The 20,222-nt window shown below is 44.4% G+C and carries 16 protein-coding genes and 1 pseudogene; 5 read left to right on the top strand and 12 right to left on the bottom strand.

The features are described 5' to 3' along the window. Nucleotides 1-332: 332 nt before the first annotated feature. The 4 genes from BGL89_RS19440 to BGL89_RS19425 form a co-directional block, all read right to left on the bottom strand. Entirely contained in the window at nucleotides 333-893 is a 561-nt protein-coding gene (locus BGL89_RS19440) for a hypothetical protein (RefSeq protein ID WP_286827170.1), read from the bottom strand. Between the two features lie 38 nt (nucleotides 894-931). Continuing rightward, nucleotides 932-1,723 (bottom strand): peptidoglycan recognition protein family protein, encoded by a 792-nt coding sequence (locus tag BGL89_RS19435; protein ID WP_286827169.1) that lies wholly within the window; start codon nucleotides 1,721-1,723, stop codon nucleotides 932-934. 68 nt (nucleotides 1,724-1,791) lie between these two features. After that, nucleotides 1,792-2,193: a hypothetical protein gene (locus BGL89_RS19430; protein ID WP_271990293.1), complete on the bottom strand. Its 402-nt coding sequence runs from the start codon at nucleotides 2,191-2,193 to the stop codon at nucleotides 1,792-1,794. Between the two features lie 169 nt (nucleotides 2,194-2,362). Further along, nucleotides 2,363-3,202 (bottom strand): phage tail tip lysozyme, encoded by an 840-nt coding sequence (locus BGL89_RS19425; protein WP_286827168.1) that lies wholly within the window; start codon nucleotides 3,200-3,202, stop codon nucleotides 2,363-2,365. Between BGL89_RS19425 and BGL89_RS19420 the strand changes: the two are divergent. After that, nucleotides 3,135-3,437: pseudogene (locus BGL89_RS19420) on the top strand (hypothetical protein); the annotation flags it as partial. The gene BGL89_RS19425 and the pseudogene BGL89_RS19420 overlap by 68 nt on opposite strands. 93 nt (nucleotides 3,438-3,530) lie before the next feature. Here the strand turns inward: BGL89_RS19420 and crtB are convergent. Then, nucleotides 3,531-4,463 carry a 15-cis-phytoene synthase CrtB gene (gene crtB, locus BGL89_RS19415; protein ID WP_286827165.1) on the bottom strand — a complete coding sequence of 311 codons (933 nt, stop codon included), beginning with the start codon at nucleotides 4,461-4,463 and terminating at the stop codon, nucleotides 3,531-3,533. Between the two features lie 105 nt (nucleotides 4,464-4,568). Then, complete coding sequence (gene pds / locus BGL89_RS19410) at nucleotides 4,569-5,999, bottom strand: 15-cis-phytoene desaturase (protein WP_286827164.1); 1,431 nt, start codon at nucleotides 5,997-5,999, stop codon at nucleotides 4,569-4,571. A 289-nt stretch (nucleotides 6,000-6,288) separates the two neighbouring features. Here pds and BGL89_RS19405 point away from each other — a divergent pair, with 289 nt between their 5' ends. Both BGL89_RS19405 and BGL89_RS19400 read left to right on the top strand, forming a co-directional pair. Continuing rightward, nucleotides 6,289-9,069, top strand: a complete 2,781-nt coding sequence (locus BGL89_RS19405; RefSeq protein WP_286827163.1) for a cation-translocating P-type ATPase — start codon at nucleotides 6,289-6,291, stop codon at nucleotides 9,067-9,069. A 4-nt stretch (nucleotides 9,070-9,073) separates the two neighbouring features. Next, entirely contained in the window at nucleotides 9,074-10,873 is a 1,800-nt protein-coding gene (locus tag BGL89_RS19400) for an SLC13 family permease (RefSeq protein WP_286827161.1), read from the top strand. A gap of 54 nt (nucleotides 10,874-10,927) precedes the next feature. Here BGL89_RS19400 and BGL89_RS19395 read toward each other — a convergent pair whose 3' ends face one another. The 3 genes from BGL89_RS19395 to BGL89_RS19385 form a co-directional block, all read right to left on the bottom strand. Beyond that, nucleotides 10,928-11,464 (bottom strand): tetratricopeptide repeat protein, encoded by a 537-nt coding sequence (locus BGL89_RS19395; RefSeq protein WP_286827160.1) that lies wholly within the window; start codon nucleotides 11,462-11,464, stop codon nucleotides 10,928-10,930. 188 nt (nucleotides 11,465-11,652) lie between these two features. After that, complete coding sequence (locus BGL89_RS19390; RefSeq protein WP_286827159.1) at nucleotides 11,653-12,435, bottom strand: transporter substrate-binding domain-containing protein; 783 nt, start codon at nucleotides 12,433-12,435, stop codon at nucleotides 11,653-11,655. Then, nucleotides 12,432-13,364 (bottom strand): GGDEF domain-containing response regulator, encoded by a 933-nt coding sequence (locus BGL89_RS19385; RefSeq protein WP_286827158.1) that lies wholly within the window; start codon nucleotides 13,362-13,364, stop codon nucleotides 12,432-12,434. Before BGL89_RS19385 ends, BGL89_RS19390 begins: the two co-directional genes overlap by 4 nt. 334 nt (nucleotides 13,365-13,698) lie before the next feature. Here BGL89_RS19385 and BGL89_RS19380 point away from each other — a divergent pair, with 334 nt between their 5' ends. Continuing rightward, nucleotides 13,699-16,626 (top strand): DEAD/DEAH box helicase, encoded by a 2,928-nt coding sequence (locus BGL89_RS19380; protein WP_286827157.1) that lies wholly within the window; start codon nucleotides 13,699-13,701, stop codon nucleotides 16,624-16,626. Between the two features lie 13 nt (nucleotides 16,627-16,639). Here BGL89_RS19380 and BGL89_RS19375 read toward each other — a convergent pair whose 3' ends face one another. Beyond that, entirely contained in the window at nucleotides 16,640-17,593 is a 954-nt protein-coding gene (locus BGL89_RS19375) for a tetratricopeptide repeat protein (protein ID WP_286827156.1), read from the bottom strand. Between the two features lie 262 nt (nucleotides 17,594-17,855). Between BGL89_RS19375 and BGL89_RS19370 the strand changes: the two genes are divergently transcribed. After that, nucleotides 17,856-18,365: a YceD family protein gene (locus tag BGL89_RS19370; protein ID WP_286827155.1), complete on the top strand. Its 510-nt coding sequence runs from the start codon at nucleotides 17,856-17,858 to the stop codon at nucleotides 18,363-18,365. Between the two features lie 60 nt (nucleotides 18,366-18,425). On the opposite strand, the gene BGL89_RS19365 is transcribed toward BGL89_RS19370, so the two are convergent. Continuing rightward, nucleotides 18,426-19,388 carry a glycosyltransferase family 9 protein gene (locus BGL89_RS19365; RefSeq protein WP_286827154.1) on the bottom strand — a complete coding sequence of 321 codons (963 nt, stop codon included), beginning with the start codon at nucleotides 19,386-19,388 and terminating at the stop codon, nucleotides 18,426-18,428. Nucleotides 19,389-19,498: 110 nt separating this feature from the next. Further along, nucleotides 19,499-20,101 carry a M23 family metallopeptidase gene (locus BGL89_RS19360; protein ID WP_286827153.1) on the bottom strand — a complete coding sequence of 201 codons (603 nt, stop codon included), beginning with the start codon at nucleotides 20,099-20,101 and terminating at the stop codon, nucleotides 19,499-19,501. Nucleotides 20,102-20,222 lie beyond the last annotated feature (121 nt).

Here is a 20,222-nt window from a genome sequence, read left to right as displayed (position 1 = left end):
AGGTGCGGAACCCCGCAAGGGAAAGAAGCAGAAACCTAAATCGTGAGGTTTGGGAATCACCGTCCGTTTTACGGCGGTGAGGATGTCAACTTTCCTACCTCCTAAATGATTGGGAACGAGAATTCGGCACTACTAAACCACTTCTGGAGTTGCTGATTTGAGATATGAATCTTCTTTTCTAGTATTTTTAAAACCTAGAGCCAAACTAACTTTTGCACGGGAACCTGCACAGTTGACATTCATACCTTGATTCAGCAACGCCGATTTTTCATGGAGTAGTCTCCTTGTCGTCAGCTTGAAATTGAGGGGGGTTAGTACCCCCTTACAGAAATTCAATCAGATAGAAAACCCTGAAACTCCACCACCGCATTGCGTTTCAACCAAGGATTAATTTCCTTTCGTTTTACAGGTCCGTGATGGTTGACGGTAAACCGCAGAAGTCTGGCGCAATACTCGATAGCGAATTTGTGGTTGCTTTTCGAGACTTTGATAAACGTTTCGCAATCCGTCTTGTCAGAAGTATCTTTGAGCAACTTTTTCAAGCTAGGGTCAAAATCCATCGAATCGCCTGAGCATTGAAAAATTCCAGCTTCTTCCGAGCAGGGGGTGTTGGAGTCAGGATTCGTCGTGTCCCTTCCTTCGTTCCAGTTCCATGAACTCTCGAAGCCGCCAAGCACCCTCAGTACCTCCAGCATGACTGCCTTGCGGTGTAGGACACCTTGCCAAAGTCCGAGTTCTGGTTTGACGTTGGAGTAAATGTCGTGTTTATCATTCGGCGTGAAGATCTCATCTGGAGCTTGCTTGGCCCAATCAATCAATTCATTCAGAAACGAATCAGGGGGTACTCCACGATTGAAGACTTGTTGTTTACAGGCGATAAATTTTCTAGTCATAAGTACCTCGATAGAATTAATTACACATCAAATTAAGCCTATAAACCTAAAGCTTTGCGAGTACGAGGTCCAACAATACCATCAGCAGTTAGTCCAACAGAACGTTGAAAAGCAATAACAGCTTGCTTGGTATTTTCTCCAAAATCTCCATCTATTGCCCCCGGAGAAAAGCCTTTATCTGTTAGTTTTTGTTGAAGTTCAATAACATCTTGACCAATTGAACCTAGTTTAAGTAAGGGTTCATCTTCTTCAACTGTGCTACCTAATTTATTAGCAACTTCCTGTTGTAAACGAGGTAATTGACTAAATAACCAATCCCCCGGACAATCAGTATTACTAAACTCTCGATGTCCTCGAATATTCTTGGGGCTAATGTTGCAAGAGCTACATAAAGAAACGCATAATTCTACTAGACTATCCCACTGTTTTTGTCCCATGTGAAAAGTCATGAAGTTGCCTTCATTTTCAATTCCAGGACACTTATTACCGCCAGCAAGTCGGTTTCCGTCTTGGCGAGCATGGGCAGATTGAACGCACATTCCTTGTTTGACTGCATCAAGAGTTCCATGTCTTCCTTCTAGAAGAATTCCTCCAGTTGTATTCAGAAAATTATGTCCAGAATCACTCCAGCCTCTATTATCCATGTGAAATTCTTGAATATCACGAGCTAATTGTTTAGCTCCATGTATTGTTCCCTTTGAGGCATCGTTAGGGGGATTCTGATTATCGGTATGGTGAATCACGATAAATTTAGGCACTGTTTTATCAAAGGTACCGGCTGGTCTTGCTCCCCATTCATTAGTTGTAATCACTTTGGCAGTAAAAGGCATTTTTTTGTTCTCCTTAGTTAGAGTAAGTTAAAATTAGAATAGTTTAGAGGATTGAAAAATAAACCTGTTTATGCTCCTCCACAACTATGCTGAGAATCTGGAAGCGTGAATGTTTTTTTGGTTCTGAGGTTAGTTACGGTATAAACTTTTCCTCGATTGTCACCAGGAGGGCAGTTTTGGGGAATTGAAATTAAACACAATTTTACGGGATCTCTAGGCTTAGAAGATTCGGCTTCAGGAACCGTGTCATAAGAAACCAGATAGATTCCGTTAGTAAATTCAATTGATGTTCCCGAACCCAAGATCGGTTTCTTGGTAACTGCATCTTGTAATCTAGTCATTACCTTAGAAACAAAAGTGTTGCTACACTGTCCTACTTTAGTAGGTGGAGGAGCAGCTTGTGATTTGAGGGAAAAGGTCGGAACACTCAAAAAAATGAGAATTGCCGTTAAAGGGAATGTTGATTTCATATCATAGTAATAGTCTGACTTTTCGCTTATCAGGAGAAGATGATAATAACCTTGTTAAAACTAGAGTTAATTTCCTCGTAAACTACAATGTCATTATCTCCCTCTCCTAGAGTTTTATCAGCAAATCAAATCTAGAGAACTTCAAAAACAGATCATCGCTTACTGATGACTATGTGAGTTCCTTTAAGATTTGTTGTGCAAACTTTTCGCGATTTCCCGCAATTCCGAATCGTTCATATTCTTTCATTCCTTGCATTGCTTGCGGTAGGGTTGTGGCAGAACGTAAAGTGTTTTCAGCTTTTTTTTCTGTGGTCTCTAATTCGTGAATGAAATAATTGACTTGATTGCGAATGTCAGTAGCAACATTATTCGTGATTGGAGGCATTCCTTTTTTTCGGTCAAAACTCCATTGAAATAATCCTAACCCCTGACGCGGAGGTCCTTGTTCTTTTGCATTGGGATTAAATGAAGATTCTTGCTGTACACAACCCAGAATTGCTGCACATTGTACGGCAGAAAATCCATGACTTATCAGTTCATTGTGAATTATCCCTTTATTTCCTGAAAATGGTGAATTCCCCTGACCTGGGCCACCACTGGGGCGAGGGATAATATCTATTTCTGATAGTGGCACTTTCAAGAGTGCCGCCCAGGTATTTCGACCCACTATACCATCCTGTGTGAGAGAGTGTTTCCCTTGAAAACGCTTAACGGCTTCGTCAGTTTTCGGTCCGAACTTTCCATCTATTGATTCATTCGCCGCTAAAGTTCCCCAATCTTTTAGGGTTTGTTGCAGGCGTTTGACTTCGTTAACGACTTCTGGTTTAGTATCGAAAATTCCATCATTGAGTTTGAGAAGGATATGTTGATGTGTCATGAGAATTGACATCCTCGCCGTCCGTTTTACGGCGGCGAGGATGTCAATATCGCCCGATTGATCGCTGCCAGAATTTCTCCGGTCAGCTATCCGAGAACGTTTTCCGGGGAAAGCGATCAATGATCTCAGCATCCCCTACTATGAAAGCGTCGAGGATGTGGGATACGAGTATTTTAACGATCGGGTGTTGCCGTCCTGTAGCGATGAGCCTGTCGTCCGCTATCTTGTCCCGTTTATCTCCTACGTCCGTCTAGGAGAAGCGTTAGTTTTGGATCGGCAAGACAGTCTTGTGGTTTACGAAAGCGATCGAGATGTTCCCTGCACGGAAACCGGACTTTTCTGGTTGGTGACTCCTAAATCCCGCTGAAAAACCCAACCCAAGTTAAGCAGCTCAATTGGGAAAACTTAATCGTCAAGATTTGACGGGTGGAGTCGGTAAGCGATAAAACCCGTCGCCTTTTTATAAGGCTTGCGATCGCAACCAAGCCACGGGTAAATAGAGCATTTTCTTGGCTAAAGGCACGAAGGCACGACGGGCGAAGACATCGTAGTTATTTGCTTCAATTACGTCTAAAATGCCTTGATAAAGCAGTAAAGCCGCCCAAACCGGCCAACGGGAATCGGGATTAAGGGCGCGAATCCCCCTTTCGGCGGAATCGTAGTAATAACGAGCGCGCTCAATTTGGAAGCGCATTAACGCCTGCCAACGGTGATCATTAACCCCTTTGAGTAAATCGTCTTCGCTGTAGTTAAAACGCTCTAAATCCTCTAAAGGTAGATAAATCCGCCCACGATGGGCATCTTCCCCCACATCCCGCAAAATATTGGTTAATTGATTGGCAATACCGAGATCGATCGCTTCTTCTTGGGGAATATAGACGCTTTGATTGCGCCGCCAAGGAGCAGAGCGATCGCCATCTTCCAATCCTAACACCGCGCTGGACATTAACCCCACCGTCCCCGCCACCCGATAGCAGTACAGTTTTAGTTCATCAAAGGTTTGATAACGACTGCGATAGAGATCCATCTGTTGCCCGGCGATCATATCCCGAAAGGGTTGGATATCCATGGGGAACTTTTCTAGAGTATCCACGAGAGCGACATCGGCATCCTCAAGGGCAACCCCAGAAAAGACGGTTTCTAGCTGTTTTTCCCATAAATCAAGGGTTTCAGGTGTAGTTAACCGGGCTTGGGGTCCATCGACCAGTTCATCGGTACGACGACACCAGACATAAATTGCCCAGATCGCTTGACGTTTTGCTTTCGGCATCAGGAGAGTACCGAGATAAAACGTTTTGGAATACTTCTCTGTAATCCGGCGACAGAGTTCGTAGGACTCCGCAAGGGAGACGAGGGGTTTGGTGGGGTGGGTCGGTTTTGGCAATTGGAGCATTCTGCTGGGGCGGAATGATTGACTTAGATTAACGGCGAACTGTGGCTAATGATATAGCATTGTCTCACTCAAGGCCATTTTCGTCATTAGTCCCTAGCCAGAGAATTAACGAGCGCTGGACACTGGTGTAGATTGGGTTTTATTCAGGTTTAGCGGTGCTGCGGGGTGATCTTTGCTGATCACTGCTGCCGCTAATTTCCCCGATAAAACTGCTCCTTCCATGCTTCCTAAATATTTTTGCATGGTATAGTCACCGGCGAGATAAAAATTCTCGATCGGAGTTTTTTGAGAAGGTCGATAAGCTTGTCGGCCAGGGGTGGCTTTATAAACTGATCGGGGAGTTTTCACCAGATGATATTTTAACAATTGACTGGGATTATCGCCAGTAAAATGTTGGGGAAAGAGTTTTTCTAGTTCTTTCATCGTGGCGGCGATAATTTCTTCATCGGATTTGCTAATCCAATCCTGAGCAGGAGCGAGAACTAATTCTAGCATCGAGCGATCGGGGTTAGCGTATTCTTTACAGGTGTTGCTCATGTCAGCATAAACACTGAGTAAGGGCGAACGGGAGAATAATAAATGATCGATGTCGGTTAGTTTGCGATCAAACCAGAGGTGTAAATTAATGACGGGAACCCCTTCTAATCCTTCTAATTTTTGAAAGAATTTATCTTCTTGCCAAGGTTTAGGTAGTAAAACTTTTAAAGGATCTACAGGCATTGCAGACACATAAAGATCGGCTTCAAAAAGATAATCTTCCCCACCGTCTAAACCGCGCATTAAGAAGGCTTTAACTGTGCCATTTTCATTTAAGAGTATCTCTTTTAAAGGGGCATTTAAGCGCACTTCTCCACCTCTAGCGGTGATGTAATCGACTAAAGGTTGGCAGAGTCTTTCCGGGGGTGAACCGTCGAGAAAAGCCATTTTTGAGCCGTTTTTCTCCTGTAAAAAGCGGTTGAGGGCTGTTAGTAGAATTGTGGCGGAAATCTCGTTAGGATCGATAAAGTTTAGGGCTTTCGACATAGCGATAAACACTTCTTTTTCTACCCTAGGCGGTATGTTTTGTTTCTCTAACCATTCCGACCAAGAATATTTATCCATCTCCTCGACGTAACTTTGGCCTTTAACAATGGCAGGAATTAAACCGAGTCCAAATTTAATTTTTTCCTCCCAAGTTAACATATCATTATTGCGGAGAATGGCAACAATACCGTTAATTGGGGCGGGAATATCTGGGAAGTCAAACCGCGAATAAGTCCCAGGTTTTTCCGGCTGATTGAAGATCATCGAGTGTTCTTTCCACTGTAGGCGATCTTCTATGCCTAATTCTTGGAATAATTGCAGCATATTGGGATAAGCGCCAAAGAAGATATGTAAACCGGTTTCGTACCAGTCCCCATCAGCATCTTTCCAAGCGGCAATTTTTCCCCCTAATACATCGCGACGTTCCAGTACGATGGGCGTATGTCCCACATCGACAAGGTATTTCGCACAAGATAATCCGGCTAGTCCCGCACCAGCGATCGCAACTCGCATCGTTTCCTATCTACTCTCTAATGTCTTGTCTTTATCACATTCGCTATTATACTTCACATTTCGTTACATTTTTTTCAGCTTATTAGCTATCAGCTTTTTTCTCCGGTACTCCGGTGCTACGGTGCTCTGGTGTTCCCCATTTCCCTACCTCCCCATTTCCCCACTTCCCCACACCCCATACCCTTCTCCCCAATGCTCACTGATAACTGATAACTGATATTGTGATATGTAATTAGCTTAACTCGCTCACCTTTTTAGTTCACGCGTACACCCTCTTCAATCAATCGCTATGACTTTTCCCACTACGTCCCCCCAAGTCTCGGAAATAGAGAATAATCGTGCTTGGCATAATTTAACTGGCGAACAAACCCTAGAAATACTGAGAACCAATGGGGAAACCGGCTTAATCGAGGCGGAAATTGTTAAAAGAAAGGATATTTTCGGGTTAAATGAACTAAAAGAAACGGGGGGACGTAGCCCGTTAGTGATTTTATGGGAACAGTTTACTAACATTATGTTAGTGATGCTGATTGCCGTGGCGGTGGTTTCGGCAGTTTTGGACCTGAAAAAAGGGGAATTTCCCAAAGACGCGATCGCTATTTTTACAATTGTTATTTTAAACGGTATTTTAGGATATTTCCAGGAAAGTCGGGCAGAAAAGGCTTTAGCAGCCCTTAAGCAGTTATCATCGCCGAAAGTCCGGGTTATCCGTAATGGTAGCACCTTTGAAGTGGCGGCCAAGGAACTTGTCCCCGGGGATATCATGTTACTGGAAGCGGGGGTACAAATTGCCGCCGATGGCAGATTATTAGAAGCACAAAACCTGCAAATCCGCGAAGCTGCCCTCACGGGTGAAGCGGAATCGGTGAATAAACAAGCACAGAAGGTTTTACCGGAAGATGCCTCTTTAGGCGATCGCATTAACCTCGTCTATCAGGGTACTGAAGTAGTACAGGGGCGGGGTAAAGTGGCGATTACCAAGACGGGAATGGATACGGAAATCGGGAAAATCGCCGCTTTGTTGCAAGGAGTAGAAAGTGAACCAACTCCCCTACAGCGGCGAATGTCGCAGTTAGGTAACGTTTTAGTGAGTAGTTCCCTAGCTTTAGTGGCGGTAGTCGTCCTTGGCGGTGTAATTCGCTTTGGTTGGCAGTTTTTTGAATCATTCCTCGAAACTTCCCTCAGTATGGCTGTGGCCGTTGTTCCCGAAGGTTTACCGGCAGTGGTAACGGTGACATTGGCAATTGGAACCCAAAGAATGGTGAGAAGACAAGCTTTAATCCGTAAATTGCCGGCAGTGGAAACTTTAGGCTCGGTAACGACGATTTGCTCCGATAAAACCGGAACTTTAACTCAAAATAAAATGGTGGTACAGAAAGTTAATACTTCCGCGCAGACAATTACTGTCACGGGGGAAGGTTACGCGCCCATCGGTGAGTTTAGTGGTGCTAGTGAAAGTGATCCCGAACTACAGGCAATTTTAACGGCTTGTGTGCTGTGTAATGATGCACTTTTGCAAAATAAAGAGCAAGAATGGTTAATTTTAGGCGATCCCACCGAAGGAGCTTTACTGACGTTAGCGGGTAAAGGAGGACTATATCGGGAAGCATTGCAGCCAAAAAGCCCTCGTTTAGGCGAATTTCCCTTTTCTTCCGAAAGAAAGAGAATGTCAGTAATCTGTGAGAATGCCCAGTTAGGTTTGGGGGATTCTGCCTATTTAATGTTTACCAAAGGCTCACCGGAATTAATTCTCGAACGTTGTTCTCTGATCCAAGTTGGGGCGGAAAGTCAACCCTTAACAGCTGAACAAAGAAGCCGTATTTTGGCACAAAATGACGAAATGGCGGGTAATGGCCTACGAGTCTTAGGTTTTTCCTATAAACCGATGACAGAAGTGCCAGAAGTGGAAAAAGAAGATAGTGAGGAACAATCCCTGGTTTGGTTGGGATTGGTGGGAATGCTCGATGCACCCCGCAAAGAAGTTAAAGAAGCGGTTGCTCTCTGTCGTCAAGCGGGAATTCGTCCGATTATGATTACCGGAGATCACCAACTAACGGCCAAGGCGATCGCCATTGAATTAGGCATTGCTGCTGTCGGGGAGCGAGTAATCACGGGTAAAGAATTAGAAAAAATGTCTCAGAATGACCTAGAGGGAGAGGTAGATGGTGTGAGCGTCTATGCTCGTGTTTCTCCCGAACATAAGCTGAGAATCGTACAAGCTTTGCAAAAACGGGGCAAATTCGTCGCCATGACGGGGGACGGGGTGAACGATGCTCCGGCACTAAAACAAGCGGATATCGGTATCGCCATGGGCATTACCGGAACCGATGTCAGCAAAGAAGCCAGTGATATGATTTTGCTGGATGATAATTTTGCCACCATCGTCGCTGCCACTGAAGAAGGGCGCGTGGTTTACAGTAACATTCGGCGCTTTATTAAATACATTCTCGGCAGTAATATTGGCGAGGTTTTAACGATTGCAGCGGCTCCTCTGCTCGGTTTAGGCGGTGTACCCCTTTCTCCCTTGCAAATCCTCTGGATGAACCTTGTCACCGACGGTTTACCGGCTCTTGCTCTGGCAATGGAACCCGCCGAACCTAATGTGATGAAACGTCCACCTTTTAGCCCCCGGGAAAGCATTTTCGCCCGCGGTTTGGGTTGGTATATGATTCGCATCGGCATCGTCTTTGCCATTCTCACCATTATTATGATGTACTGGGCTTACCAATATACTCAGGCAACCCCCGAAATCGGAGATCCTGGACGTTGGAAAACTATGGTATTTACTACCCTCTGTTTAGCACAAATGGGTCATGCTTTAGCGGTGCGTTCCCATACCCAGTTAGCTGTGCAAATGAATCCCTTCTCTAATCCTTACATTATCGCCGCCGTGGGCTTGACAACGATCCTACAATTGTTGTTAATTTATGCTCCTCCCCTACAAAACTTCTTCGGCACTCAATGGATTAGTGGCACAGAATTATTAATCTGTTTTGGATTTAGTGCCTTAATGTTTGTTTGGATTGAGTTGGAGAAGTTATTTATTCGCTGGTTCATGACGAAAAAATAAATCAATGCCAACACCAATTATTCTGACTTTAACGGTTTTAGTCGTTGCTTTAGTCGCTTTCGTGGCGGAATGGCTACCAGTAGATTTAACCGCTTTATGCGTGGCTATTGTCCTCATTCTTTTGGGTTTAGTTACTCCCGAAGAAGGTATCGCGGGATTTAGTAATTCTGCCACGGTGACGGTGATGGCGATGTTTGTGCTTAGTGCTGGAATTACCCGCACGGGAGTGATTCAAGTAATTCGCGATCGCTTGCTGGTTTGGGGGGGAAAAAATCCCCACCAACAGGTATTTGTCCTAGGGGCATTAGTGGGGCCAATTAGTGCTTTTATTAATAACACGGCAGTGGTGGCAATCTTTTTACCCATCGTTGAAGATTGGTGTAAAAAACAAAAAATTTCTCCTTCTAAGTTATTAATTCCCCTTTCCTACGCGACGGTTTTAGCGGGGATGATTACCGTGGTGGGAACTTCTACTAACATTCTCGCTAGTGGTATTTCTGCCAAGCTGGGTTATGGGGAATTTAGTTTATTTCAATTCACTGCTTTGGGAGTAGTTACTTTTTTGGCAGGTTTGATTTATTTAACAATTTTTGCTCCGAAATTACTACCCGATCGCAAATCTTCCACCGGGGAATTTTTAGAGGATGATTATGGTTCTAAAGTATATCTGAGTGAGGTAGTTATTACCCCTCGTTCTAATCTTATCGGTCAAACTTTATCCCAAAGTGGACTACAAAGAAAGTTTAATTTTGATGTGTTGGAATTAATCAGAAATAAGGTACATTTATCCCAACCTTTAGCTGATAAAGTTCTCAATGCTGGCGATATTTTAATCGTTCACAGTAGTCGGGAAGAACTATTAAAAATTAAAGATGAACGGGGATTAGAAATCTTTGCCGATGTCAAATTTCAGAAAGAAGATATTGAATCGGCAATTACTACAGGTGAGGAAAAATTAGCCGAGGTTTTGATTCTCTCTAATTCCCGTTTAATTGGGACAACTTTAAAAGATTTGAAATTCCGTCAGCGTTATAACGCCACGGTTTTGGCGATTCGGCGTGGTTCAGAATTACTGCAAGGAAGATTAGGAAAAATTCCTTTAAAGTTTGGCGATTTGCTCTTGGTTCAAGGACCAAAACAGAGTTTTATTGGTTTACAAACCACGCGAGAATTATTAGTTTTAGAAGAGAAAGAAATTGAATCATTGCGACAGGATAAGGGCATTATTGCTTTAATGATTACTTTGTTGGTGATTATTATTGCCGCTTTTGATATTCAACCGATTCTCGTCACCAGTTTAGTTGGGGTGGTTTTAATGGTAATTACTGGCTGTCTAAAACCGGGGGAAGTCTATGGTTCCATTCGTTGGGATATTATCTTTTTATTAGCGGGTTTAATTCCCCTGGGTACTGCCATGGATAACTCAGGAACGACTAAATGGTTGGCAGATAATTTAGTGGCTATCGGCGGCAATCTTTCGGGGTTTTGGATCTTAGTTTTCTTCTATCTGATTACTTCAGTTTTAACCGAAATCCTCTCTAATAACGCCGCCGTGGTTTTAATGATTCCCGTCGCCGTGGAAGTGGCGAAAACTTTGGGTTTAAATCCTTTGGCTTTTATGTATGCTGTCACCTTTGCTGCTTCTAATAGTTATCTAACACCGATTGGCTATCAAACTAACACTATGGTTTATGCACCCGGGGGCTATAAATTCCTCGATTTTACCCGTTTGGGTGCGCCCCTAAATTTAATTTTGACGATTTTAACCCCAGTTTTAATTGTCTTGTTTTATGGCTTGAAATAAAGAAAGAGAGCGAAGATTCTTCGCTCTCTAAAAAGAATTTGATAGTCGTCAAAACTATTTCGATTCGGCGAAGCGTTTACGCAGGGATTCGGCTCGCTTTTTCGCCACGGTATTATTAGGATCAAATTTGAGAGTTTCTTCGTAGGTTTCGAGAGCTTTTTTAGCCATTTGTTTCTTTTCGTAAACATTGCCAAGATTATTGAGAGCGATCGAATATTGAGGATAAAGTTTAATTGCTTCTTTGTAGTTACGAATCGCTAATTCTAATTGTTCTTGGGCAAAATAGGAAAAACCGAGCGCATTGTAGATTAGAGCTTGATTTTCTGGTTCGATGCTTTCTTCCCCAGAGATTTTTAAAGCCTTTTGTAGTAAACTCAATGCTTGAACATAGAGTTTTTTATCAAGATAAAGACTCCCTAATTCATAGTATTCTTTAGCTGTACCTTTTTCTTTTTGCAATTTCTTTTGTAGCTTGTTAAAGGTTCCTTCTACTCGACGGGTTTTAAAGATTTGCACGATGACAAAAATTCCTAAACCAATCACGAAAATTAGCAATCCAGAAACGTAAATAAGCGGCAGGGTATCTTCCATAATTAGCGATCGAGCAATTAATATTTTTATACTTATTCAATCAGATTATAGCAGGATTTAGTCAGTTATCAGTGATCAGTTATCAGTTATCAGTTATCAGTTATCAGATTTCAGTTTTCAGTTCACTGATTACTGTTCATTGCTCACAGCAAAAAACTCCCATCTTCCTACACCCCACACCCCACACCCTATCTCCCCATTTCCCGAATTCTCAGGGGTAAGCCCCAATAGTTCACCCGTTCTACTAACCAGCCGGTGGATTCTAGCCGCTCGATCGCTTGATTGACGCGTTCTCGGAGACTTTGGTACTGTAAACCTTTAGGGAGAACGACTCCTAGAGCGATCGCCCCCAACTGGATCGGTAATTGACGATAATTGGGGAATTGCTGCACCCAACCGGTTAAAAGGCTATTATCAGCCGCAAAAGCCTCTATTTCCCCCGTTTCCAGTAAATTTAAAGCTTCTTGATAGGAAGCAACCCCGCGCAGGGTAGCGTTAGGTAAATGGGAACGCACAAGGGCGATTGTCGTCGAGCCGTTGAGTACGGCGATTCTAGAGTTAGCTAGGTCTTCTAAACGCTGAAATAGCAGGTTTTTCGTCACAAAACCGCTGCTATCGAGGTAATAAAAGGGGCTAAAATCCACTAAGCGCTGACGTGCGGGAGTAATCGCCACACGAGCGATCGCCAAATCCACCCGATCATCAATAACCACCTGTAAACGCTCTTGATTACTAACGGGTTTGAGAATAATAGCACTGTCAGAACCGAGAATTTCTTCAGCTAGACGTTTAGCGATGTCGATTTCCAATCCTTGCAGATTGCCCTGAGAATCAAGGAAAGCGAGGGGAGGGAGATTATTTTTGACAGCGACAATTAATTTTTCCCGGCGTATAATCGTATCGAGATCGGCGCTAAAACTTGGGGCTACACCTAAGAGCAAAAAACCAAGAATAAATAACAAATTTTTCATACTGTTTTACCTACAATAACCCGATTTCTGCCTTGATTTTTAGCGGCTAACATGGCATGATCAGCCCGCTCGATCACCTCTTCTAGATTATTATCTTGAGGGCTAAATGTTGCCACACCGATACTAGCAGTAACTCGCACTTTTTGTTGATCAAGTTCAATATTTAACTTGTTAATTACTTGACAAATGCGCTGGGCTGTGGTAGTAGCATCTTCAAGATTAGTTTCTGGGAGAACAGCGACAAATTCCTCGCCCCCAAAGCGCCCAAAACTATCCACTTGACGCAGACAGGTTTTAATTGCCCCAGCGACAGTAATTAAAGTTTTGTTTCCCAGGGTATGACCAAAGGTATCGTTAATATGTTTAAAATGGTCGATATCGATGAATAGAACCGAAAAATAACGATGATAACGACGACATCGTTGAAATTCTTTCTCCCCTAAGTGGAGAATCTCTCGACGATTATTTACCCCAGTTAGGCTATCAGTTCTGACTAGCTTTTCTAGTTGAGAATTGATATTTTTCAGTTCTTCTTGAGTCTTTTTTAGTTCTAGATGAATTTTAACTCTGGCTAACAGTTCCCAACTATAAAAGGGTTTATTTACATAGTCCACAGCCCCAGAATTAAAAGCATTGAGAATATCTTCTTTTTCCTTACTATCTGTCACAAAGATAATTGGTATATGAGCGTATAAAGTGTCAGTTTTTAGTCTTCGACAAAGTTTTATTCCCTCCATATTTGGCATCATTAAGTCAAGAAGAATTAGGTCAGGATTAGCAGTTTTTACTCGTTCTATTGCCTGTTTAACACTACTAGCAAAACTGGTGGCATAACCAGCAGAATCAAGAATACCCACAGCTAATTGGAGATTTTTGCCGACATCATCAACAACTAAAACTAGACAGTCTTCAGCAGAAAATTTAATCATCATCAGTAAGTATAACTAATCAAGTTAAGGAGAAAATAGAGATACAATTATTAGTGATAAGCTGTTCGTAATTTAAATTGCTTGGGCCAGACGAGGCAAGAGGCAACAGTCAACAGTAAAGGGATTGGGAGAGATTCGGCTAATCTAAGAATAAGCGGTTTAAATACCTCTTAGCTTACAGCATTTCTGATAAAAATGAAGTATGATGGTATTGGGCATCACCCCCAAAGGTTAAGCTTGTCCCTAGTTTCTAGAAGTCCGCTTTTTTCGACTAGAATAAAAAAAGCCAGCCAGAATAGCCACAATTTTAAAAATTTCTCCTCTTAGACTTGACGTGAAAGAGTCCCTTAACCCTACTTCTTTGGATCTCAAAACCATTTTTCCCTTTAAACTCGACGACTTCCAGCACTCGGCGATCGCCGCTCTCGCTGCTGGTAAATCAGTGGTTGTCTGCGCTCCCACGGGTTCCGGCAAAACTTTAATCGGAGAATACGCTATCTATCGCGCCCTAGAAAGGGGCAAACGGGTTTTCTACACCACTCCCCTGAAAGCTCTTTCTAACCAAAAATTCCGGGATTTTCAAGAAAAATTCGGTCGCACCCCCACCGATGGCGATGAGGATTCCCCGCTGCTCTTTGCCGAAGTGGGATTGATTACCGGCGATGTGGTGATCAATCCTTCAGCATTAATTGTAGTCATGACTACAGAAATTTTTCGCAATATGCTGTATCAAACCCCGATCGGTGAGGTAGGCACTTCCCTAGAAAACGTGGAAACCCTGGTTCTCGATGAATGTCACTATATCAGCGATCGAGGTCGCGGCACCGTTTGGGAAGAATCAATTATCTACTGTCCCCCTAGTATCCAATTAGTGGCCCTCTCCGCCACCATCGGCAACCCCGGAGAACTCACCGACTGGATTAACTGGGTGCGGCAACTGCCCCAACCCGGCGACAATAAGCAGACCTCCAGCTGTGAGCTAATTAACTCCGATTTTCGCCCCGTCCCCCTGCGCTTTTATTTCGCCAATAAAGAGGGATTATTCCCGCTGCTCGACCCAAAACAGAGCAAAGTTAACCCGAAACTACGCTCAAAAGTCGGCCAAGGCAAACCCCGACGCTTAAAACGAGAAGATTGTCCCACCATCGCCTCCATTGTCACCACTCTGCGGGACAAGGATATGCTCCCGGCCATTTACGTCATTTTCAGCCGCAAAGGTTGCGATCAGGCGATTCGAGAGCTAAAAAACCTCAATCTCGTTAATCCAGAAGAAGCTAGAGCCATTTACTACCGTTTACTCATTTTCTTCCTAGAAGATAATCCCCATCTGCAAGAACTGACCCTTTCCTTCTTTGCCGTCGAAAATCCGCCCCTACACCAAAAATTACTGGCTTTTTTCGCTAATAACCCCCAGTCCGACGATCAACTCCTCCGCCTCTTAACCGCCGACCCCGAGACGAAAAATCAACTGTTTGAATTCCTGGCCAGTGCTTCCCAATTAGTACGCGCCGACCAAGTGGAACCCCTCACCCGGGGCTGTGGTGTTCACCATGCCGGGATTTTACCCCTCTGGAAAGAATTAGTCGAACAACTCTTTGAAGCCGGTTTAATTAAGGTGGTTTTTGCCACCGCTACCCTCTCGGCCGGGATTAATATGCCCGCCCGCACCACCGTCATCTCGGCCCTCTCCAAACGCACCGATGATGGCCATAGTATGCTGACTCCCTCGGAATTTGTTCAGATTGCCGGCCGGGCTGGTCGTCGGGGAATGGATGCGGTGGGCCATGTGGTGACAGTACAAACGCCCTTTGAAGGGGCAAAAGAAGCGGCTTTTCTGGCCACCGCCCAACCGGAACCCCTGCAAAGCTGTTTTGCGCCCAGTTACGGCATGGTCTTAAATCTCCTGCAAAAACACAGTCTAGAGGAGGCCAAAGACCTCTTAGAGCGCAGTTTCGCCGAATATCTCGCTCGTTTGAAGTTAAGCCCCGAACGACAACAGATTACCGCCTTAACCACCGAATTAGCTAAGTTGGATATGGAATTAGCCGGTATCGAACGGGAGCAGGTCTTCAGTTACGAAAAGCTACGGGAAAGACTGCGGGAGGAAGAAAGACTGTATAAAATCCTTGCTAGTCAGTCAGAAGCACAGAAAAGACAGGAAATACATCTAAAATTGCCGAATATTCCCGTCGGAACTATCCTCCACCTCAAGGGCAAACATATTAAGGTTCCCGTCCCCGTCCCCGCTATCTTTGTCAATACCCTGCACGGGGCAGGTCAAGTGCGAACCCTTGTTTGTTTAGGCAGTGATAATCGCTGGTATTTAGCCGCCTATGCCGATATTAGCGAGATCGATCGAGGTTTTCTCTCTCCTGCGGAATTAGGCGAACTAATACCCCCTTCCCTGGAAGCAGTTTCCCTAGGGGGTTGGCGCAAGGGTGAGGAAAATACTCAGGCGATCGCCGATTTAATCCCCCAACAAGTGCAGGGCATCCCACCGGTGGTGGAACTGGAAACACAATCACAAAGACTTGAAATTGTCAATAGTCAAATTGCCGCTCATCCCCTGCAAAAACGCAAAAATCCGGGGCGATTGATGAAATTATACTACGATCGAGAGATTGCTCGCGATAAGTTACACAAAGCCCAGATTAAATACCAGAAACAACAATCCCGTAAATCCTACTACTGGGAAGAATTTCTGAATCTGATCGAGATTTTGCGAGAATTCCAAGCATTAGAGGGTTATTTGCCCACTCCCCTCGGAGAAGCGGCGGCCACTATTCGCGGGGAAAATGAACTCTGGTTAGGATTAGCGATGATGTCCGGAGATTTGGACAGATTGACTCCTAGCCAACTAGCCGCCGCCATCAGCGCCATGATTACGGAACCCCCTCGCCCCGATACTTGGTGCAATTACCCGCCTGTGCCAGAAGTTATCGATATTTTGCGGCAAGGAGAGGGAAATTCCCCCGGTCTGCGAGAAGTTCGCCGTTTACTCTATCAAGCTCAATCTCGCTACGATATCACTATTCCCGTCTGGTTAGAAACCCAACTGATGGGGATTGCCTCCCGTTGGGCCCAGGGGACATCCTGGCCGGAATTGTGCGAAAATACTAGCCTCGATGAGGGAGATCTAGTGCGATTATTACGGCGCACCGTCGATGTTCTCTGGCAAATTCCCCAAATTCCCCGAGTTTCCCAAGTCCTTAAAGATAATGCCCGTCTCGCCGTCACAGCCATGAAGCGCTTTCCTCTGTAAATTGATCACTCTTTTAAACAATGGGAGATGGTAAGGAAAGTAACTGTTGGTGAATCTGCTCGATTAGGGCGAGGATTTGCCGATAATTGTGGTGCAATCCCTGTTGATAGAGGTGATTTGCTCCTTGATTTAAATCCGCTAAAGCCGATTGATAATAACCCAATTGATGCCGCAGTAATCCCCTTCTAATATAAGCATCGGCATAAAAAGGATCGATGGCAATCGCCCGATTTAAATCGGCGATCGAGCGCTCGTATTCACCTAATTGGTGAGCGGTACAAGCTAGATTATAGTAGGCTGAGGCATTATTTTTATTTAACCGGAGAGCTTGATTAAAATCCGCCTTGGCTGAGGTAAAATTGTGGAGGGCTAAATGAGATAAACCTCGATCATTATAAATAGTGGCTAAAGCGTCGGGTTGCCAGTTAGTAATTTGACGCAAGGATTGATTAAAATCAGCTAGGGCAAGGGGATGATTTTTCATGGTCGCCTGAACTAAACCCCGATTATAGTAGGCTTGATAATAGGTGGGTTTTAAACGGATAGTCTGGTTATAATCGGTCAGCGCCTGTGGATAATCTCCCAAACGATAAAAAGCTAAACCCCGATGGAAATAGGCTAGATAATTATCGGATTGCTGTTGTAAAGAGCGGGTGCAGTCCTGCCAAGCGTGGAGATAATCCTGCAAATAAATCTGAGTTAAACAGCGATTACTGTAGGCTAGGGCCAAGTTATTTTCCTGTTCGATCGACTGATTGAAATCCTGCAAAGCTTGCTGATAATTACCCGCCTCTAGTTGTTCAATTCCCGATCGCATCCAGTAGGATAAATGTACTGATTTAGCCGCTTTTCCCTGCCGAGGCCATCCCCCCAGCACCAGCGAACAGAGCAGTGCAACAATAACCAATCGACCGAGGTAAGGAAGAAAATTTTTCAAAACCGTTGACATAGGAGTATCTTTGTGCATATACTCCCAATTCTGAGGAAACTTTCTCGCTCGATCAACAGACAGCCTGTCAAATGCAGTTATCAGTTATCAGTTATCAGATGTGAGTTTTCAGTTCACTGATTACTGTTTACTGTTCACTGTTCACTGAAAATACACCCCACTTCCCACAGTCTAGGACTGGTCTATGTCTCTAGAGGTCGGGGCTGCGATAAGCTGATAAAGGAACTCGTCGCTAACGCAGTTGACACCCGATAACCGATAAATGATACAGGAGTTATCTATGGAAACTATTTTTATCCCCCACCTCCTCAAATCTCCTGATCGACAAAGAGTGATCATCATCGATAATTTTATCCCCGGTCTAGAAACCTTGACACCAGTGCGGGGGACCTTGCTGGTTAGACATGGGGGCAATTTTTTGGAAGTATCGGTGAAAGCAGAAACCATCGTCACCTTAACCTGCGATCGCTGTTTACAACAATATAATCATCGTCTGCAATTAAACACTTCCGAATTAATCTGGCTAGACAAAAATAAAGACTACGATAACTCCTATCCTCTAGAGCGAGAAATAGCCTACGAAGACCTCTCGGAAACCCTCGATCCTAACGGGGATTTTGACCCGCAAATGTGGTTATACGAGCAGTTATGTCTAACTTTGCCCCCCCGTCAACTCTGCGGAGCCAATTGTCAACCACCCGATTTTTTTCTTCCGGAAAATACTGCCATCGATGGTCGTTGGGCCTCCCTAGAATCGTTGAAAAGTCAGTTATCTCAATCGCAAAATTGAGCCTTGATGCCGATTTTTTTCGGGTTTCGACCACGAGAAAAGCGATCGAAACCCGATTCTTTACCGGCCCCAAATCTTTTTCAGGACAGTTTCGGGAGTAATATCGGCGACTTTTCCCGTATTAGCTTCAATATATCGATGAAGCTCTCCCCCACTCGGTAAAACTCTCTTAGGCAACGAAGGAACCAGCAGAGAGAGGGTATAGGTTCCCACGGCCACGGCTAACTGTAAAGGGACACTTTCGGTAGCTAACAATAAATTAGCACCGGCGATCATGGCGGACATTTTACCGATATCGGCCGTTCTGGACACTTTTAAGTTATTATCCATGGCTTTGAGCGCTAAAACCCAAGCTTCATCCAGATCTCCCTCGATCGCTACAATTGGCAAATCCGGTTGTTGATGGCGAATGCCTTGGATAATTTCTAGCCAACTCTCTAGGGGATAAACCGTTTCCAGTCCTTGGCTGATGCTGAGATCGCTACCGCCGGCGTAGAGGAGAATATAGCCGCTATCCTTGATATCGAGGCGTTTCTGCTCCATTTCCGCCCAATCGATATCATCCCGATTCAAGGTTATTTTTAAAGGTGGACAGGGTGGGGCAATCTTTAACCCTTTGACCAGATCGTGATAATTATCCGCTAGATAGCCTTCCTTTGGCCGGGGTACTTGTTCCGATAAGAACCAGCTGCCATTATTTTCATAGCCTATACGGTTAGGAACACCATTTAACCAGAGTAAAAGATTGATAGCAGGACGATTAGTGAGACTAATGGCGATTTCGTACTCCCGGTCCCGAATTACTCCCAAAATATTTAAATAATCCGCTAATCCGTACTGATCTCGATAGTCAAATAAAAGCACTTCCCTAACCTGCGGACAGAGACGATAGGCAGCTTTGGCCCTAGGTTCGACCAAAACATCGATGCTGCCTTGGGGGTAAGTTTGCCGGAGAGTTTCTAGAGTGGGAAAAAACAGCAGTTGATCGCTAATTCCTCCCGGTACAAGGGTTAATATTCGCATTTTATCTGGAGATACCTGAATCGATCAGCTTAATTCTAGCAGTGTCCCTCGTTATTCACTAAATCTGGGCAGCGATGTTTTTTCTGAACAGAATGCGATCGCAGATTCTCTTAACTATTACCCGAAGGATTAGAACCGTACATAGCATTTAAAACCAAAGCGGGGTCAACGTATTGATTGCCGTACATCAGTCCCCAGTGCAGGTGTGGTCCGGTGGTGCGTCCGCTCATTCCCACTCTAGCCATGCGCGCCCCTGCTGGTATATCCTGACCAAGGGTAAGGACGATTCCCCCTGACCTATCAATCAAAAAAGTGCCGCGGCTATCGGATTGAACCGAACCCATGAGATGACAATAAATATGTGTCCATTGACCGGATTGCATCTTAATCATGGTGCCACAGCCTGTATGATCCGATAATTCGACGATTCTGCCGGTCCACCAATTGCGAATATAACTGCCTAAGGGTGCGGCCATGTCTAAACCAGCATGAAATTGTTGACTGCCATCCATGGGAGAGGAACGATAACCGAAACCAGAGGTATAGGTTTGAAAGTTTTCCACGGGGAAGGAGGCCCCGGCCCAAGCATTTTGAGCTATGAGGGTGGGATTAGCTTTAACGGGGTGTAAACGGTCAAATCCTAGAGAAATTAGCGTGACAAGACAGCTAATCGCTAAAAAACGCAGGAATTTAACAGGCAGATACTTTAGCATGAGACTTAACTCCAGACACCAAAATTAAATATAGTTAGTAAAAGTATAGTCAAATATAGACAGACTGAATTCCATTTCAGAAATTCCCTTCACTTTTGCTTCGAGAGATTAATTCTCCTTG

The organism is Microcystis sp. LSC13-02 (assembly GCA_002282935.1).
In the GTDB taxonomy this organism is placed as follows: domain Bacteria; phylum Cyanobacteriota; class Cyanobacteriia; order Cyanobacteriales; family Microcystaceae; genus Microcystis.
This window is presented reverse-complemented; position numbering and strand designations above follow the sequence as displayed.

Coding starts and splice junctions, on each gene's coding strand:
- BGL89_RS19405 (WP_286827163.1), top strand. CDS start 6,289: ATGACTTTTCCCACTACGTCCCCCCAAGTCTCGGAAATAGAGAATAAT.
- BGL89_RS19385 (WP_286827158.1), bottom strand. CDS start 13,364: ATGATTAAATTTTCTGCTGAAGACTGTCTAGTTTTAGTTGTTGATGAT.
- BGL89_RS19400 (WP_286827161.1), top strand. CDS start 9,074: ATGCCAACACCAATTATTCTGACTTTAACGGTTTTAGTCGTTGCTTTA.
- crtB (WP_286827165.1), bottom strand. CDS start 4,463: ATGCTCCAATTGCCAAAACCGACCCACCCCACCAAACCCCTCGTCTCC.
- BGL89_RS19430 (WP_271990293.1), bottom strand. CDS start 2,193: ATGAAATCAACATTCCCTTTAACGGCAATTCTCATTTTTTTGAGTGTT.
- BGL89_RS19370 (WP_286827155.1), top strand. CDS start 17,856: ATGGAAACTATTTTTATCCCCCACCTCCTCAAATCTCCTGATCGACAA.
- BGL89_RS19390 (WP_286827159.1), bottom strand. CDS start 12,435: ATGAAAAATTTGTTATTTATTCTTGGTTTTTTGCTCTTAGGTGTAGCC.
- BGL89_RS19360 (WP_286827153.1), bottom strand. CDS start 20,101: ATGCTAAAGTATCTGCCTGTTAAATTCCTGCGTTTTTTAGCGATTAGC.
- BGL89_RS19375 (WP_286827156.1), bottom strand. CDS start 17,593: ATGCACAAAGATACTCCTATGTCAACGGTTTTGAAAAATTTTCTTCCT.
- BGL89_RS19395 (WP_286827160.1), bottom strand. CDS start 11,464: ATGGAAGATACCCTGCCGCTTATTTACGTTTCTGGATTGCTAATTTTC.
- BGL89_RS19425 (WP_286827168.1), bottom strand. CDS start 3,202: ATGCTGAGATCATTGATCGCTTTCCCCGGAAAACGTTCTCGGATAGCT.
- pds (WP_286827164.1), bottom strand. CDS start 5,999: ATGCGAGTTGCGATCGCTGGTGCGGGACTAGCCGGATTATCTTGTGCG.
- BGL89_RS19435 (WP_286827169.1), bottom strand. CDS start 1,723: ATGCCTTTTACTGCCAAAGTGATTACAACTAATGAATGGGGAGCAAGA.
- BGL89_RS19365 (WP_286827154.1), bottom strand. CDS start 19,388: ATGCGAATATTAACCCTTGTACCGGGAGGAATTAGCGATCAACTGCTG.
- BGL89_RS19440 (WP_286827170.1), bottom strand. CDS start 893: ATGACTAGAAAATTTATCGCCTGTAAACAACAAGTCTTCAATCGTGGA.